Annotated in this window: 13 protein-coding genes; 3 read left to right on the top strand and 10 right to left on the bottom strand. The window is 76.8% G+C overall.

Features of this window, described 5'->3' with window-relative positions; all coding sequences use genetic code 11:
• Positions 1-74: 74 nt before the first annotated feature.
• From ABZ497_RS11820 to ABZ497_RS11840, 5 genes are all read right to left on the bottom strand, one after another.
• Entirely contained in the window at positions 75-431 is a 357-nt protein-coding gene (locus tag ABZ497_RS11820) for a hypothetical protein (RefSeq protein WP_352291954.1), read from the bottom strand.
• 108 nt (positions 432-539) lie between these two features.
• Entirely contained in the window at positions 540-701 is a 162-nt protein-coding gene (locus tag ABZ497_RS11825) for a hypothetical protein (protein ID WP_329485968.1), read from the bottom strand.
• A gap of 285 nt (positions 702-986) precedes the next feature.
• Complete coding sequence (locus ABZ497_RS11830; RefSeq protein ID WP_359804455.1) at positions 987-2,207, bottom strand: cytochrome P450; 1,221 nt, start codon at positions 2,205-2,207, stop codon at positions 987-989.
• Positions 2,208-2,505: 298 nt separating this feature from the next.
• Positions 2,506-2,745: a ferredoxin gene (locus ABZ497_RS11835; protein WP_352291960.1), complete on the bottom strand. Its 240-nt coding sequence runs from the start codon at positions 2,743-2,745 to the stop codon at positions 2,506-2,508.
• 181 nt (positions 2,746-2,926) lie between these two features.
• Positions 2,927-4,495: an ATP-dependent DNA ligase gene (locus ABZ497_RS11840; RefSeq protein WP_359804456.1), complete on the bottom strand. Its 1,569-nt coding sequence runs from the start codon at positions 4,493-4,495 to the stop codon at positions 2,927-2,929.
• Positions 4,496-4,814: 319 nt separating this feature from the next.
• On the opposite strand from ABZ497_RS11840, the gene ABZ497_RS11845 reads away from it, so the two are divergent.
• From ABZ497_RS11845 to ABZ497_RS11855, 3 genes are all read left to right on the top strand, one after another.
• The gene (locus ABZ497_RS11845; RefSeq protein WP_359804457.1) at positions 4,815-4,982 is read left to right on the top strand and encodes a hypothetical protein; all 168 of its coding nucleotides are present in this window, start codon (positions 4,815-4,817) and stop codon (positions 4,980-4,982) included.
• Between the two features lie 151 nt (positions 4,983-5,133).
• Positions 5,134-6,126 carry a CAP domain-containing protein gene (locus ABZ497_RS11850; protein ID WP_359804458.1) on the top strand — a complete coding sequence of 331 codons (993 nt, stop codon included), beginning with the start codon at positions 5,134-5,136 and terminating at the stop codon, positions 6,124-6,126.
• 122 nt (positions 6,127-6,248) lie between these two features.
• Positions 6,249-7,850 (top strand): sigma-70 family RNA polymerase sigma factor, encoded by a 1,602-nt coding sequence (locus ABZ497_RS11855; RefSeq protein ID WP_359804459.1) that lies wholly within the window; start codon positions 6,249-6,251, stop codon positions 7,848-7,850.
• A gap of 40 nt (positions 7,851-7,890) precedes the next feature.
• On the opposite strand, the gene ABZ497_RS11860 is transcribed toward ABZ497_RS11855, so the two are convergent.
• From ABZ497_RS11860 to ABZ497_RS11880, 5 genes are read right to left on the bottom strand one after another with little or no spacing between them, the layout of a single operon-like run.
• Positions 7,891-8,142 (bottom strand): hypothetical protein, encoded by a 252-nt coding sequence (locus tag ABZ497_RS11860; protein WP_359804460.1) that lies wholly within the window; start codon positions 8,140-8,142, stop codon positions 7,891-7,893.
• 50 nt (positions 8,143-8,192) lie between these two features.
• On the bottom strand, positions 8,193-12,638 hold the full coding sequence (locus ABZ497_RS11865; protein ID WP_359804461.1) for a tetratricopeptide repeat protein: 4,446 nt from the start codon (positions 12,636-12,638) through the stop codon (positions 8,193-8,195).
• A gap of 6 nt (positions 12,639-12,644) precedes the next feature.
• Positions 12,645-13,793, bottom strand: coding sequence for a MoxR family ATPase (locus ABZ497_RS11870; RefSeq protein ID WP_359804462.1), 1,149 nt, complete (start codon positions 13,791-13,793; stop codon positions 12,645-12,647).
• Complete coding sequence (locus tag ABZ497_RS11875) at positions 13,790-15,670, bottom strand: hypothetical protein (protein ID WP_359804463.1); 1,881 nt, start codon at positions 15,668-15,670, stop codon at positions 13,790-13,792. Before ABZ497_RS11875 ends, ABZ497_RS11870 begins: the two co-directional genes overlap by 4 nt.
• Positions 15,664-16,008, bottom strand: coding sequence for a hypothetical protein (locus tag ABZ497_RS11880; protein WP_359804464.1), 345 nt, complete (start codon positions 16,006-16,008; stop codon positions 15,664-15,666). Before ABZ497_RS11880 ends, ABZ497_RS11875 begins: the two co-directional genes overlap by 7 nt.
• Between the last annotated feature and the right edge of the window lie 383 nt (positions 16,009-16,391).

Here is a 16,391-nt window from a genome sequence, read left to right on the forward strand (position 1 = left end):
GCGCTGGTAGATGTCCTCGTCGATCTCCAGCGCCTCGTTGTACCGGCCGGCCCGGCGCAGCCCCCGTGTGCGCCTCAGACGCCGGGCGCCTGCGGGGCGGAGGCCCCGCGCCCGGTCTTCACGGTGTTGACCATGGCCTGGTGGATCGCCCGCGCCGTGATCTCGTCCGTCGCCGGCACGGGGCTGCCGGCCACGGTGTACCAGTCCAGCGCCCCGGTGTACTGCACGGTCAGCCGGGCCTCGCCGTCCACCCACGTGGTGTGCACGGTGAGGTCGCCGGAGATCGGGCCGACCTCGGCGGTGGTGACTCCGCCCGGTCCGCTGATGATCGATTGAGTGGTCCAGGTGGCCCAGGACGCCCGCGGGTCCCCGGGCCTCCCGGTCGGCCGTCCGCCCTGCGCCGCCGATGCGCTCTGCTGCTGCTCGCTCATGCGCCCATCCTTCCCCGCCGGGCCGCCGCCGAGCGGGCAGCGACACCCGCGGTCGCGGAGGCCGCCCGTCCGGCGGGCGGCCTCGTGGAGATCCTTCGTCCTGGAAGGTCAGCTGTACGCCTCGGGCTCCTCCGGAGGTGCGCCCTCCGCCTGCGAGGTGTCCTGCGCGTGCTGGTTCTGCATCGAGGTGATGCCCTCCTCGGGGTCGGCCGCGCGGATGTCCTCCTCCCGATCGACGCTCACCTCGGACCGTGCGCTCATATCGGTCATCGCGGGCTCCGTCTCCTCGGCCGGCCGGGGTCGCCCGAGAGCACCACAGCCTGCCGTGGTGCGGGCCGGCCGCCGGGCCGGGCTCCTGCTTCGCCCCTCCAGCCTGCCTCGGTGCCCGCGCCGCGGCCAACCGAGCCCGGTAGCCCGTGCGCCGGGGCCGACCGGGCTCCGCGGTCGCGGCCGAGCGGATCGGCCGGACCGGACGGGTGCCCGCGTCACCCCTTCTGCCCGGCCGCGCCGGCGTCATGCCCGTTCCGGGGCGTGGATCCGCTCCGGTGGCGGGGCTCACCAGGCGATCGGCAGCGCCTTCAGGCCGTAGATGAACGCGTCCGAACGGAAGGTGAGCTCGCTCTCCGGCACGGCGAGCCGCAGCCCGGGCAGCCGGTGGAAGAGCGTGGCGAGGGCGATCTGGAGCTCCGCCCGGGCCAGCGGCTGGCCCAGGCACTGGTGCACGCCGAAGCCGAACGCGAGGTGGCGCCGGGCGTCCCGGGCCACGTCCAGCTCGTCGGCGGGGAGGTGGCCGGGGGAGCCGAAGAGCTCCTCGTCCCGGTTGGCGGTGGAGAGCATCGCGACCACCCCGTCGCCGGCCCGGATCCGGACGCCGCCCAGCTCGACGTCCTCCAGCGCCAGTCGGGGCAGCCCCATGTGGATGATGGTGAGGTGGCGCAGCAGCTCCTCGACCGCGCCGGGGACGGCTGCCGGGTCGGTCAGCCGCGCGGCCTGCCCGGGGTGGCGCAGCAGCAGGAGGGTGGAGAGCCCGATCATGTTGGCGGTGGTCTCGTGGCCGGCGACCAGCAGCAGCATGCCGGTGGCGGCGATCTCGCGGAGGCTGAGGTCGTCGCGGGCGGCGAGCCGGCTGAGGATGTCGTCGCCGGGGCGGCGCCGCTTCTGCGCGGCGAGGCCGCCGAGGTAGTCGAGCAGCTCGGTCTGGGCCCGGCGCACCTCGGCCTCCTCCACCGTGGTGCTGACCAGGACGCGGCTGAGCTCCTGGAACATCTGCCGGTCCTCGTACGGGACGCCCAGCAGCAGGCAGATCACCAGGGAGGGCACCGGCAGCGCGAAGTCGCCGACCAGGTCGGCGGGGGCACCGGACGCGGTCATGCTGTCGAGGGCCTCGTCGACGATCTGCTGGACCTCGGGGCGCATCGCCTCGACCCGCTTGACCAGGAAGTCCCCGGTGACCATGCGGCGCAGCCGGGAGTGCTCGGGGTCGTCGAGGCGCAGGAAGTTGGGGTTGGCGGCGAGGATCGCCCGCCGGCCGGGGGTGAAGGACGGGAACTCCGGACGGCGGACGTCCGCGCTGAAACGGCGGTCGGAGAGCAGCGAGCGGACCTCGTGGTATCCGGTCACCAGCCAGCAGGAGGAGCCGTCCAGCAGCGCGGCGCGGGTGACGGTGCCCGCGCGGGCGGCCTCGGTGTAGACGGGGGGCGGGCTGAACGGGCAGACGCCGTCGTGCGGGGCGGGCAGCAGCGGGGCGGGGGCGGGGGCGGTGGGCGTGCTCGTCAAGGTGGGGTCTCCTCGCGTGGCGGAGCGATGGGCGGCAGGGGCGGGCGGCAGCGGACGGGCGGCGGGCCCCGGGGGTGGACACGCGGGCCCGTCCGGCGGCCGGGAACCGGATGCCGGGTGACGTGGGGAAGGCCGCCGTGGGCGGCGGCCGGTGGGGGCGCCGGACCGGTCGGGCCCGGCGGGTGGTCAAGGAGGACGACGGACGCTCAAGGAGGGCGGACGCTCAAGGAGGGCGGACGCTCAAGGAGGACGGCGGGCGTCCCCGGGGCGGGCGGGAGCACCGGCCCGGCGGCGGCCCCTAACCGGCCGCGGGGCCCGTCTGCTCCCGGTCTCTCTCCGGAGCCTCCTCGGCGACGGTGATCGCGCCGCCCGGGCAGAGCTCGGAGGCCAGCCGCACGTCGGCGAACCGCGCCGGTGGCAGAACGGTCAGACGGAGCCTCACCAGGCCGTCGTGGTCGTCCTGTTCGAAGACCTCCGGCGCCGTGACGACGCACTGGCCGGAGCTGCAGCAGCGGTCCTGGTCGATGCTCACCTGCATGTACGGACACCTCTCAGTGGTGTGGCACCGGATCGCCCGGGCCGGCCGCCCCCCGCCGTCCACGCCAACGTAGCCGTCGCTCTGTCGCACACGAAGGGTGCGTCGCCATACTCGTGCAGAATGGCCGATTCCACGCTCGACCCGAACAAAGCTCTGGCAAAGGCGGTTTGACCGACCGTCATCACCCTTCCGAGGCGCGTCCGGCCTCGCTGAGCCCCTCCGCCGCGGCGATCTCCCGGACGGTGGCCACGGTGTCCGCCTCGTCCGCGCTCTTGTCGGGCCGGTAGCGCAGCACCCGGGCGAACCGCAGGGCCAGCCCGGCGGGATAGCGGGGGCTGCGCTGGACGCCGTCGAAGGCGATCTCCACGACGAGTTCCGGCCGTACCCGCACGGTGTACGAGTCCCGTTCGACCTCCCGGGCGAGGAGTTCGGTGGTCTGGCGGGCGAGCGTCTCGTCGGTCAGGCCCTTGAAGGTCTTGCCGAGCATCACCCAGGGCCCGAGGCCGGGCTCGCCGGCGGCCCGGGCGCCGAGGTGCAGGTTGCTGAGGAAGCCGCGCCGCCGGCCGCTGCCCCACTCGGCGGCGAGCACCACGAGGTCCAGGGTGTGCCGGGGCTTGACCTTGATCCACCCGGCTCCGCGCCGGCCGGCCGCGTAGCCGGCCGCGGGGTCCTTGGCCAGCACGCCCTCGTGGCCCAGCGCCAGGGTGTCCCGGAAGAAGGCCAGGGCGGCCTCGCGGTCCGCCGTCCCGGTGCGCGCCACCCGCAGGGCGGCCGGCACCGACTCGTCGAGGGCCGCCCAGCGGTCCAGCCCCGGCCGGTCCACGAAGTCCACGCCGTCGCGGTGCAGCAGGTCGAAGAAGTAGGCGTTGAGCGGCACTTCGGCGCGCAGCCGGTCCGGGTCCTGCCGGGAGGCGGTCCGCGCGGCGGTCTCCTGGAACGGCCGGGGGCGGCCGTCGGGGCCGAGCGCGATCGCCTCGCCGTCCAGCACCGCCGAGCGCACCGGCAGGGCGAGGGCCGCCTCGACCACCTCGGGCACCCGGGCGGTGATGTCGTCCAGGCTCCGGGTGAACACCGCGACGTCCCGGCCGTCCCGGTGCACCTGGATCCGGATGCCGTCCAGCTTCCACTCCAGCGTGGCCGGGCCGATCCGGTCGAGCGCGGCGGCGACGTCCGGTGCCGAGGCGGCCAGCATCGGCCGGACCGGGCGGCCGACCTCCAGCCGGAACGCCTCCAGGGCGGGCGCGCCGCCGGTCAGCGCGGCCTCGGCCACCGCGCGGGCCGAACCCCGGAACATCAGCGCCCGCCGCACCGCCGCCGCCGGGACGCCGGCGGCCTGGGCGACGGCGTCGGCCACCACCGCGTCCAGCGCGCCCTGGCGCAGCTCGCCCACCAGCACCGCCCGCAGGAACGCCTGCTCGACCTCGGTGGCCCGCCCGAACAGCTCGGCCAGCAGCCGCTGCCGCTCGGCCCTGGCGCCCGGGCCGTGCACCGCGGCGATGGCCTCCAGGGCCTGCTCGGTCTCCCGGACGCCCCAGGACGGCTCGGCGACGGCGGGCGGCAGGTCGCGCAGGGCCGCCGGTCCGATGCCGGTGCGCAACCGGTGGGCCTCTCCGGAGAGCAGGGCCACCGCCGCCGGGGCCTCGGCCGGGCCGAGCTCGCGCAGGCAGTCCGCCAGCAGCGTGGTCTTGGCCCGGCGGCCGGGCTCGCCCGCCACGGCGCGGGAGGTCAGGGCCAGGTGCCGGAGCAGCATGGGGGCTCCTCGATGGGGGCTCGGCGCCGGCCGGACCCGAGTGCCGGCCGGACCCGAGAGCGGGCCGGACCCGAGAGCGGGCCGGACGCGGTATCGGGGCCGACGGGAACGCGGGAGGCGCGGATCGGACCGGCGAACGGATCGGGCGGGAGGCTCCAGCATCCGCGACGCGGCCCGTTCCGGATCGCAGGACACGCCCCGGGCGCGGCCGGAGGGATTGTGCCACCGCGTAGTGCGCCGGCCGGGGCTCTTGGCCGTACCGTCCAGTGGAAGGGATCCGACGGCCCGGCATGCCGCGGACGTCCGGGCCGGCGCTGCGGTGGAGGCGCCGCTCGCCCGGCTCAGGGCGATCGCCGCCGGGCGCGGCCGGTACGCCGTCCGCTGGAGCACCGCCGACGACGGCCGCCGGGCCCGCGGCACGGACGGCCAGGTGCCCACCCGGACCATGGTCGTGACCCACGCCATGGCGCCGGCCGCCGCCGGCTGACAGGCTCCGGAAGCCTCGGTCCCCCCGGTCCGACCGGCCGACGGCCGGAGCATCGGAAATTCGTTCGTACTTTCTGTTATCGGCGCGCCGCCGGGGGGTCTCCCAGGTGTCGGCACCCGTACCGGCCGGCCCGAACAGGAAGTGTGCCCAGGTGAACAGCGAAGACAGGACGACGATCCTCCCCGCCGTCGGGGGCCCGGACGCCTCCGACGGCGGCCGCGCGGCACGGCGCGCGGCCGACCGCCACCGGGGGCGCGGCCGCCGGGGCCGCCGCCGTCGCAGCGTCGGCCCGGTGGTGGCGGTGGTCGCCGCGGTGGCCGGCACCGGGGTGATCGCCGCGCTGGCCGGCGCCGGCTACGGCTACTACCACGGGTCCGCCGACCGGGACGGGCAGTGGACGGTGGCCCTTGACCCGCAGATCGCGGCGGAGGCCGGGGACCACAACGGGATCCAGATCCCCGGGTCCGGTGTCATCGACCCGGCGCTGAAGCCCTCGCCCACCGACAGCCCTTCCGCCGCCGACCCGGCCCACGCCGCCACCGCGACCCCGGCGCCGTCCGACTCGGCCGCCGCGGGCCAGAGCCCCTCGGCCGGTGCCGCCGCGCCGACCGCGTCCGCCCCGGCCACGGCCTCGGCGACCGCCAAGCCGACCTCCACCGCGAGCGCCGGCACCGCCCCGAAGGCCTCGACGAGCGCGGCCGCGACGCCGCCCCGGACCACCGCGGCCCCCGCGAGCGGCGCCCCCGCGGGTGGCACCGCGGCCCAGTACGCCCAGCAGGTCGTGGACCTGGTCAACGCCCAGCGCGCCCAGAACGGGTGCGGACCGCTCACCGCCGACTCCCGGCTGGCCACCGCCGCCCAGGGCCACAGCGAGGACATGGCGGCCCGCAACTACTTCGACCACGCCAGCCCCGAGGGTCGGCACGCGGACTACCGGATCGAGGCGACCGGCTACCGCTGGAGCAGCTGGGGCGAGAACATCGCCCGCGGTCAGAAGGACCCGGCGGCCGTGATGGACGCCTGGATGAACAGCCCCGGCCACCGCGCCAACATCCTGAACTGCTCCTTCAAGCAGATCGGCGTCGGTGTGAAGACCGGCTCCGGCGGCCCCTGGTGGACCCAGGTCTTCGCCTCCCCGTCCTGATCTCCGGCCCCCGCTCGAACCCCCGTTTCCGAATCCGCGCGAATTGTTGTTATCTGAGCACTTCCCCGAGGTCTCCCAGGAGGCAACGGCGGACGGATGACGGCAAGACGGAGTGCGTACCCATGAACGTTGACGTGCAGAGCAGGACCGGGACGACCCTGGTGCTGGCGGCCCAGTCCGGCGACCGGCAGGCCCAGGAGGCGCTGGTCGCCGCCTGGTTGCCGCTGGTCTACAACGTCGCCGGCCGTGCGTTGAACGGCCACGCCGACGTCGACGACGTGGCCCAGGAGACCATGATCCGGGCGCTGGACGGCCTGGACGGGCTGCGCGACCCCGAATCCTTCCGCTCCTGGCTGGTCGCGATCACCATGAACCAGGTCCGCCGGCGCTTCACCGGCCAGCAGCAGAGCACCGTCGGCGGCCTCGACGAGGCCTGGGAGCTCGCCGACCCGCGGGCCGACTTCACCGACCTCACCATCCTGCGGCTTGGGCTGTCCGGCCAGCGCCGCGAGGTCGCCGAGGCCACCCGCTGGCTGGACCCGGACGACCGGGAGCTGCTCGCGCTCTGGTGGCTGGAGGCCTGCGGTGAACTCAGCCGGGCCGAACTCGCCGAGGCGCTCGACCTGACGCCGCAGCACACCGCGGTCCGGGTCCAGCGGATGAAGAAGCAGCTGGAGGCGGGCCGGGTGGTGGTCCGCGCGCTCACCGCCTACCCGCGCTGCGCGGAGCTGGTCGAGCTGACGGCGGGCTGGGACGGCACCCCGGACTCGGTGTGGCGCAAGCGCATCGCCCGGCACATCCGCGGCTGCGCCGGCTGCGACGGGCTCGGCCGGGACCTCTTCCCCGCCGAGGGCCTGCTGGCCGGCCTGGCGCTGGTGCCGATCCCGCTGGACTCGCCCACCGGGCTGCAGCTCCAGGCCGCGGCCGCCGCGGCCGGCTCCACCCCGCCGCCGGGCTCCGCCGGCGGGCCGGGGGGCGGTGCCACGGGCTCCGGGGGAGCGTCCGGACCGGGGGGAGCGCAGGGCCGGTTCGGCCCGATCCGGCGTCGGACGGCCGTCGCGGGCGGTACGGCGGCGGTGCTGGCCGTGGCGACCCTCGCCCTGGTCTGGCCGCATCCGCGACCCGAGCACGCCGCGCCCGAACCGACCACCCCGAGCGCCGCGCCCGACACCCTGCCCGACAGCCTGCCGGTGCCCGCGATACCCGTGCAGTCCGTACCGGAACCGCCCGTCACCGAGACCCCGGCGGCCCCGCCGACGCCGACCTCGACACCCACCGAGCCGCCGGTGGCCGTCACCGCGCCGCCGTCCCCGGTGACCGCGCGCCCGGCCACGCCGCCCAGCCCGGAGCGCCAGCTGGTCGACCTCGTCAACGCCGAGCGTGCCAAGGTCGGCTGCGCCCCGCTGCGGATCGACCCCAAGCTGCACGCGGCGGCGCAGAAGCACTCGGACGACATGGTGGCCCGGAGCTACTTCGACCACGTCAACCCCGACGGCGCCCGCGCGGACGCCCGGCTGTCGGCGGCCGGCTACCGCTGGTCCCAGTGGGGCGAGAACCTCGACCGGGGCCCGACCGCCCCAGCCACCGTGGTCTCCCGTTGGATGGACGGCGGGATCCACCAGTCGAACATGCTGGACTGCGGCTTCAAGGACGTGGGCATCGGCGTGACCACCGGGCCCGGCGGCTCCTACTGGACCCAGGACCTCGGCGCCCCGCTCGGCTGACCACCGAGCGCCGGTACCGCCGGGCCGGCCGCTACCGGCGTCAGGACGGCAGGCCGATCAGGCCGTCCGCCTGACCGGTCACGTGACCGGTGGCCTCGCCGAGCACCCCGCCGGCGTCGCCGACCTGCCCCGGCAGGGCGGCGGGCGCGGCGTTCAGCGTGCCGCCCTGCTGGAGCGGGCCGGACAGGTCCCCCTGGCCGCCGATCGCGCCCGCGTGCGCGCTGGGAGCGGTGAGGGAGGCCACGACACCCACGGCGAGCGAGGCGACGGCGAGCAAGCTGCGCTTCTTCATGCCCCGCCCAACGACACTGCGCCACCCGGGTTACGGCCGGGCCGCCGGCTTCACCCGTCCTCGTCACGCGGGCGGGGGCCGAGCCGGGCGAGCGCGGCGTCGATCGGTACCAGCCGGGGGTGCTCCGGGCCGAGCCGGGCGGCCAGCACCGCCCGTGCCTCGACGAACAGCCCGCGGGCCCGCGCGTCCTGTCCGGCGGCCGCCACCACCCGGCCCAGCCGCCACCGGTTCTCCGCCCACGCGGGGTGGTCGTGGCCGTGCACCCGTCGGTGCAGCTCCGCCGCCTCGGCCAGGGCCCGCCGCGCGCCGCCGTGCCGGCCGCGCGCCGCGAGCAGCATGCCGGACACGTCCAGCGCGGTGGCCAGCCGGTGCGGCTGCTGCTCCGCCCGGCCGCGGCGGTAGGTCAGCACCGCCTCGCCGATGGCGGACACCGAGTCGAGTTGACGGGTGCGCAGGCCCTGGTAGCTGCCCGGCAGGCCCGCCCCGGGGATCTCCAACTGCTCGAAGTACTCGCGCATGGTGTCGACCAGGGTCTCGCTGGCCCCCATGACGAGGTCGAGCGACTCCACGTCCCGGTCGGCGCCGGCCTTGCGCAGGCTCTGGGCGAGCAACTCGCAGGCGGCCAGGCTCGGGTGGCCCTGGAGCAGGGACAGCCGCGCGCGGTCCTGGCGGATCGTGACCTCCAGGACGGCGGCCACCCGGGGCAGGTAGGAGCCGAGGCGCAGCAGCTCGGTCCAGGCCTGTTCCAGGTGGTCCGCGGCCCGGTCGAGCCGGCCGGCCTCCAGCTCGGTCAGGGCCAGCTCGCGGTCGATCGCCACGCCGGTCAGGGCCAGCTCGCGGTCGGCAGCGGACACGGGCGCCGCGACCTCCTTGGGGGAGCGGTCCGCGCCGCCGCGCGGGCCGAGGGCCCGGGCGGCGGACCGGAGTTCCCGCAGGGACCCGGCCGGGTCACCGAGGTCCCGGCAGATCCCGGCGGCCAGCCGGTGGGCGCGGACGGTCAGCCGGGCGGTGGCGGCCCCGGCGGGCTGCCCGGCGAGGTCGGCCAGTGCCCGGCCGGTCCGGAGCTTGGCCTGGTCGTACTGGGCACCGGCCCGGAGCACCTCGGCGAGCAGCAGCATCGCGTCCACTTCCTCCTCCCCGAGCGGTCCGTGCCGCCGGCGCAGGGACTCCTGGTAGCCGAGATAGGCCTCGGCGGCGACGAGGTCGCCCTGCCGCACGCGGAACCGGGCCAGTCGGTGCAGCAGCTTCGAGCGGTCGGCGGTGTCGGCGGCGTAGTCGTCGGCACGCTGGACGACGGTGTGGGCGTGCGGCAGCAGCGCGGTGCAGGTCGCCCAGTGCTGCGGTGACGTCGGGTCGGGCGGGAAGCAGGCCAGCACGGCCCGCAGGGCCGCGCGTGCCCAACCGCGTCGCCGCACGGGCGACATCCGGGCGCGGACGGTCCGCTGCAGCTGCTCGTGGCCGTGGATGGCGATCGAACCGGTGCGGCTGTCGGGCGCGATGCGCAGCAGCCGGTCGGCGGAGAGCTGGGTCAGCACCTCGGTCGGCAGGCGTCCCTGGAGGGGGGCGGCGCCGGTGCCGGGGTCGTCGGCGGCGGCCCGCAGCCCCTGGGTGATCAGTTCGAGGCTGAGGCCGCGGGGAGCGAGGAAGGCGCAGATCGAGAGGACGGCCATGGCCCGCCCGTCGACCTCGGAGAGCCGGTCGAGCAGCACGTGGTACGGCACGGTCGGTTCGGGACGGGCGCCGGGCGCGCCCGGGTTGGCGGCCCGGACGACCGTGGTCTCGGAGGCCTGGGCGAGCAGGCCGGGCAGCGCCGCCAGGTCGTCCTCGGGATCGGCGGCGGGGCCGGCCGGTCCGGAGCGGCGCCGGACGCCGCCCCCGAGGGGCAGGAGATGGCCTTCGAGGGCCCGGCGGTCGGAGCTCTCGACACCGGTGGTGATCAGCACGCTGCCGTAGCCGTCGGGCGGCCAGTGGCCGCCGACCAGGGTGCGGGGCGAGTAGCCGGCCATCCAGCGCTCCTGCTCGGGCATCTCCCCGCCGAGGTCGTCGATGACGATCAGCCAGCCGGGGTGCTCGACGAGCCGCCGGTTCGGCTCCGAGCCGTCCGCCGGGCCGTCGCCGGCGGTGGCCGCGAGGCCGTGCAGGGCCGCGAGTTCGGCGAAGGACTGCGCGAGCCGCTCGTGGGTGCTGCCGTCCACCCACCAGACCAGCGAGTAGGACTCCCGGTGCAGATGGGCGTAGGCGAGGGCGAGCGAGGTCTTGCGGGTCCCGGGCGGGCCCTGGACGACGCAGAGCGAGCGCTCGGCGGTGGGGTGACCGGCGGACCGGGCCCCGGCGGCACTGCTCCCGGGGTGCAGGATCCGTTCGACCTCGACGAGTTCGCGCTCCCGGCCGGTCATGTCGGGGCGGCTCTGCGGCAGGTTGCTCCAGGTCGGTCCGGCGGCCCTTGCGGGCAACCGGTCCCCGGCCGCCGTGGCGAGGTCCGGCGCCGCCGTGCCGCGTCGCCACCAGCGGCGGCGCGCCGTCGTCTCCGGCCCGGTCCGGAGCGTGCCGTCGTCGGACAGGAGGACGGCGGGCGGACGTTCGGTCGGCTGCCGGGCCGGGGGCGCCGCCCCGGTCGCGGCGGCCGTCCGGGCATTCGACGGCAGGCGGACGGCGAGCCGGTCGGCCAGCGCGCCGTCCGCGCCGCCCAGGCCGCGCAGGACCTCGACCGCCACCTCGGCGAACGGGACGCTCTGCGCGGGCAGCGCCGCGGCCCCGGCCGGGGCCGCGGCGGCGAGCGCCGCCAGCGCGCGGAAGTCGAGCGTGCCGAAGGTGCTGGCGACCGAATGGGACACCCCGGCCAGCACCCGGAGCACCTCGGCGGACTCGCCCCTGGTCAGCGTGGACAGCAGACCGCTGCGGACCCCGGGGCGGAAGTCGTAGAGCACCGCCTCCGGGTCCTCCCCCGGGACGTGGGGCGAGCGCCGCTCCAGCAGGCCGGAGAGGTGGACCTCGGCCAGGTGCGCCGCCGAGGAACCGGCGAGCATGGCCTGCTGGACGTGGCGCATCACCGGCAGGCTGAGCGGCGCGGCGGCCAGGAACCCGGCCAGCTCGTACGCGGTGGGGGAGGCCTCCCGGCGGAACCGGGCGAGCAGGTCGGCCGGGGTCTCGTCACCGGGCGGCCGGTGGGTGGGGGGAGGGGGCGGTCCGAAGGGCCGCAGGCCCCCCGGGCGGGCCGGACGGCCGTCCAGGGGGACGGCCAGGACCGGCGTCCAGTCGGGGGCCCGGCCGGAGATCATCCGGGACCAGGGCGCCAGCCAGTCGGCGCGCAGCTCCAGGACCGTGGCCCAGGCGGTGCCGGGCCCGGACCGGCCGTCGGGTCCGGTCGGTCCGGTGGGCTCGCTCCACGGGTCGTCGGCGGTGAACAGCACGGCCGGCCGCTCACCCGGCCGGACCCGGGCCCGGGCCGGAACGGGGTGCAGGGCGGTGCGGTGCCAGTGCCGGCGCGGCAGGACCTGGAGCACGGTGACCGGTGCGTGACGGCTCCAGTCGTGCATCGCGGCGGGCAGCGTCCGGCCGTGCCAGAGCGGGCCGACCCCGTCCGTCAGCAGCAGCACGATCCGCCGGCCGCGCGGGTCGGGGGTCAGGCCCAGGCCCGGGCCGGCGCAATGGCGGGCGGCGGACCGCGCGGGTGCGGTGGGCACGCGGTGGTGGCGCGGCGTCAGGACGGGTACGCCGGTGTGGTCGTGCAGGGACCAGGCGCGCACCCGCCGGAAGGCGCCGTGGCGGCGCAGCAGCGCGGCCAGTTCGTCCGCCAGCGTGGACCAGACGGCCATGGTCGGGCCGCAGTCCACCACCAGGTCCGCGTCCAGCCACCGCTCCGGGGCGCCCTGCCAGACCGGCAGCACCAGGCCGGCGCGGCCGGAGACCGCCACGGTGGCGGACTCGTCCAGCACCCGGTCGTGCGGCGAGCGCACGGTGCGGCGCAGCGGGCGCAGGGCGCGGGAGAGCGCCAGGGTGTCGGCCAGCGCGGGCCTGGCGGGGCTGCGGACGCCGATCGCCGGACGGTCCCCGGTGCGGCCGGTGTCCGGTACGGGAGGCAGGTGGAGCGGGACGACGCCGGGCGGCCCGGTCGGTGGCGACGGTGGCCCGGGCGGGTGCGGCCCGGCGGCGGCCGGTGACCGGGCGCCGCGGTCGGGGGCGGGCGTGCGGCGTGCGGCGCCGTCGGGGTCGCCCTCGTCCTGGTCCCGGGCGGCCCGGTCGACCGCGGCGCGCAGCGCGGCTCCCCAGGCGGCCGCGGCCTGCTCGTTCTCCTCCTCGTCGACCACGGGCAGCGGTGGCAGCCGGACCCGGGCCGGTTCGGCCGCGGTGTCCGGGCGCAGCCCGCAGACGTGGGCGAGCCAGAGCACGTCGGCCAGGTCGCGCGGGTCGGTGCTGCCCTCGGGCTCGGTCCCGTCCCCGGTGAGCAGACGGCCGAGCTGGCGCAGCAGCTCCTCGGGCACGGGGGCCGTGGACACCGGGTGTCACCGCTCCCCGAGCGAGCGCAGCAGGTGGGTGTCGAGCAGGTCCCGGCCGCCGTCGTCGTCCCACAGGCCGCGGGAGGCCATCAGCAGGGCGTTGAGCAACTGGTCGTTGGCGAGGTCGGCGCCCTCCTCCTGCTGCTTGGCCAGGAACCGGGCGATCAGTCGCTCGCGGACCTCGGCGGGGACGGCGGCCCCCGGGCCGGAGAGGTGCGCGGCGACCATCCGGGCGAGCTTGTCCGGACTCGGGCGGGGGATCTCCAGGCGCAGGCACCGCCGCAGGAAGGCGGCGGGGAAGTCCCGCTCCTCGTTGCTGGTGAGGATCACCAGTGGGAACTCGGTGCAGCGCACCCGGCCCCGGCGCAGCGACGCCCAGCCGTCGTCGTCGCCGGTCATCACCCGGGCGTCCTCGTCGTCGAGCCGGCTGAGCTCGGGGATGACGAACTCGCCCTCCTCGAAGACGGTCAGCAGGTCGTTGGGAAGGTCCAGGTCCGCCTTGTCGATCTCGTCGACGAGCAGGACGCGGGGCCGGTCCCAGGGCAGCAGCGCGGTGCCGAGCGGGCCGAGCCGCAGGTAGGGGCCGATCCCCGGGGCCGAACGCTCCTCCCCGCCCGCCGCACCGGTACGGTTGCCGCCGCCGGCGCCCGGGCGGCCGAGGGGGCGCAGGCCGGTGTCCTGGAGCCGGCCGATCGCGTCGTAGTGGTACTGGCCCTCCTGGAGCGTCGAGCGGCTGGTGACCGGCCAGTGCAGCACCGGACCGAGGCGCAGCTCGTGCGCGACGCTGTACGCCAGGGTGGACTTGCCCACCCCGGGTGGTCCGGTGACCAGCAGCGGACGGCGTAGGTGGAGGGCCATGTTGACGAGGTGAATCTCCTTCTCGTCGGCCTGGTAGGCGGCGGCCCGGTGGTCGCGGCCGAGCTTGCGGACGGCGACCGCCTCGGACATCTCCGGGGGAGTGGGCAGGCCGGAGCGGTCCTCGCCGTCGCGGCGGAAGGAGCGCCACGGCGGGGCGTCCGGGAGGGCCCGGATCCCGTCGTGCGGGTGGCCGGCGCTGCGGTAGAGCCACCAGTCCGGCGCCGGCCCGTCCGGCCGGCGGGGGGCCGGGCGCGGCGCGGGGACTGCTTGGGCGTCGCCCTCGAACGGGGTCGTCACGCGGGTTGTCCTTCCTGCTGGGCCGGCCCGCGGCCGGGGTGGGGCAGCGGACCGGGCGGGGCGCCGGGGGCGGGGTCCGGCTCACGGGCGGTGCTGTGCGCGGGGGCGCTGAACGGCGACGGCGCCAGCCAGGCGGCCTGGCCCGGCTCGTCCCAGAGCAGCGTGAGGTGGTGACCGAGGTCGGCGGGGTCGTCCTCGGCGGCGGCCCGGCGACGGCGGTGGACGTGCGCCGCCAGGCCCGTCAGGCGACCGGTCGTCAGTTCGCCCAGGAGCTCGTGCAACTCGATGGAGCTGCCGGCGTCCCGCCGCCAGACCATCACCGGGATGCCCTCCCGGAGGGCGTCCTTGACGGCGCGGTAGGAGGCGGCCCGCTGCTTCGGGTGGTAGGCGTACGGGAAGGACAGCGCCAGGATCGCGGTCTGCGGCCGCTCGTCGAGCCAGCGCCGGACGTCCCCCGGCCGGCTGCCGAGCCGCAGGGTGCGACCGGCGGCCTCGGCGTCGAGCGGCGCGAGGTCCTCGGCGAACGCGAGCCAGCCCGGCAGGTCGGCGACGGTCCCCAGTGGGTCGCCGTCCATGGTCGCCTCCAGGGCGCGCCACTTGCTCTTCCAGGCCGGGTGCCAGAGCGTCGACCGGATCCGGTCCAGCGAGCGGACCACCACCGGGAAGTGCATGCCGACCGGGTAGTCGTCCTCGTCCATCGGCCACAGCTCGGCGGGGTGGCTGAGGAGGGACCACGGCAGCAGAAACTCCACCCGCAGGCCCTCGGCGTTCGCCGCCGCCGCGGCCAGCTCCCGCCAGGTCGTCAGGTGCCGGCTGCCGCTGCCGCGCAGGGCGGACTGGGGGATCCGGTCGTCCGAGGCGTGTTTGGACACGAGCCGCCACGGCTGTTGCGCGGTGTCGTACAGCAGGGCCTCGAAGGAGTAGACGGGCTCGGCGTCCGAGCCGATCGGGGAGACGTCGTCCAGGACGATCTGCAGGACCAGCGGGTGGTGCTGCTCGGCCGGGCCGTCGCCGTGGGCGGCGGTGGCCTGGGCGGAGCGGGCCAGGTCGGCCTCCGCGATGCCGAGGTCGTGGGCCTGCTGCTTCACCAGGTCGGCCAGGGCGGCGGATTCGGGGCCGGTGGTCTCCTCGGCGAGCCCGGCCAGGAAGCGCAGCAGCAGCGGGGGCGGCTGCCGGTCGCCCGGTGGTTCGGGGGCCGCCGGTCCCGACGGCCAGTCGGGGCGGGCCTGGTTGAGGTGGGCCTGCGGGAGGTGAGGCTGCTGGAGGCGGGTCTGGTCGAGACGGGCCTGGTTGAGGCGGGTCACCGCTTCGGGCAGGCCGTCCCGGCTCCGCACCGGGTGGGTCTCGCCGGGGGTGCAGGCGGCCTCGACCAGGCGCTGGACGACGGCCGGGCCCGGCGTCGGTCGCAGCGTCCGGAGGACGCGCAGCACGGCGAGCTGCGTGGCCGGGGCCAGCAGACCGGGCGCCGTGATCGCCTCGACGGTCGCGGTGAGCCAGCCGACGGCGGCCGTGCCCCCGCGCTGGAAGCGCAGGACGTCGGCGAGGTGGACGAGGGCCTGGGCCGGGTCGTGCCAGCGGCGGCAGCCGCGGACCACCTCCTGGAGGTGGTCGGTGACGAGGGCGCTGAAGGGGACGGCGAAGGCGCCGGGCGGGGAGAGCCGGTGGCCGAGCTCGTCGAGGGTGCGCTCACGGAACGCCGGGTCGCCGATGCCGGGGACCTCGGCGAGGACTTCGCACAGCTGCCGGTCCGCCTCGGCCGGCCATGGCCCGCAGTCGGTCGGCCCGTCGTTCGCATGGCCGGCCGCGTCGCCGGCGCCGGGATCGGCGGGCCGCAGCCGCTCGCCCAGACGGGCGAGCAGGCCCCGGCGGTCTACCACGGACAGCCTCCCGGTCCGGCGGCGCGGGGACCGGGGAACCCGTCTCCGGCCGGGCCGCCGGAGCCGGCCTGCGGGAGGTCCGCGAGGGTGCGGAGCTCGTCGACGGCGGCGAGGCCCGGTCGCAGGAAGTCCAGCGCGTCCAGTACGGCGGCCAGCGCCGTCGCCGGATCACGATGGCTCGCGCACGCCTGGACCAGCTCCATCAGGTGGTCGACGGCCTGCGACCGGTGGGCGACCCGCAGGGGCTCCGACGGACCGAGCTGTTCCCCGGCCGCGCGCAGCACCTGACGCCGGAAGTCGGGGTCGTCCAGGTCGGGCACGGCCAGGAGGAGGGGCACGAGCTCCCGGGCCCCGGGAATAGCGCCGGCACGGTGTGCCGGAGTGGCACGTTCTGCCGGAGTGGCTTGCTCTGCCAAAGCTGCATGGCCTGGCGGGACGCCTCGGCCCGACGGAACAGCACGACCTGACGAAACGGCACTGCCTGCCACCCGGGCTGGTCGAGCCGGTCCGGCAGGCCGTGCCGAGCTGGCATGTGGTGCCCTGGTGGCATGCTCTGCCGGATTGGCATGCTCTGCCGCACTGGCACTCGCTGTCGGGCCGGCACCCGCTGTCGATCCGGCCTGCTGCGCCGCCTCGGCCCCGGCGGTCAGTGCGTGCCGCAGCGGGTCGATCACCGGCAAGGCGGCCGCGAGGGCCGACAGCGGTGTGAACCAGCCACCGC

This window comes from Kitasatospora sp. NPDC005751 (genome assembly GCF_040630835.1).
Taxonomy (GTDB): Bacteria; Actinomycetota; Actinomycetes; order Streptomycetales; family Streptomycetaceae; genus Kitasatospora.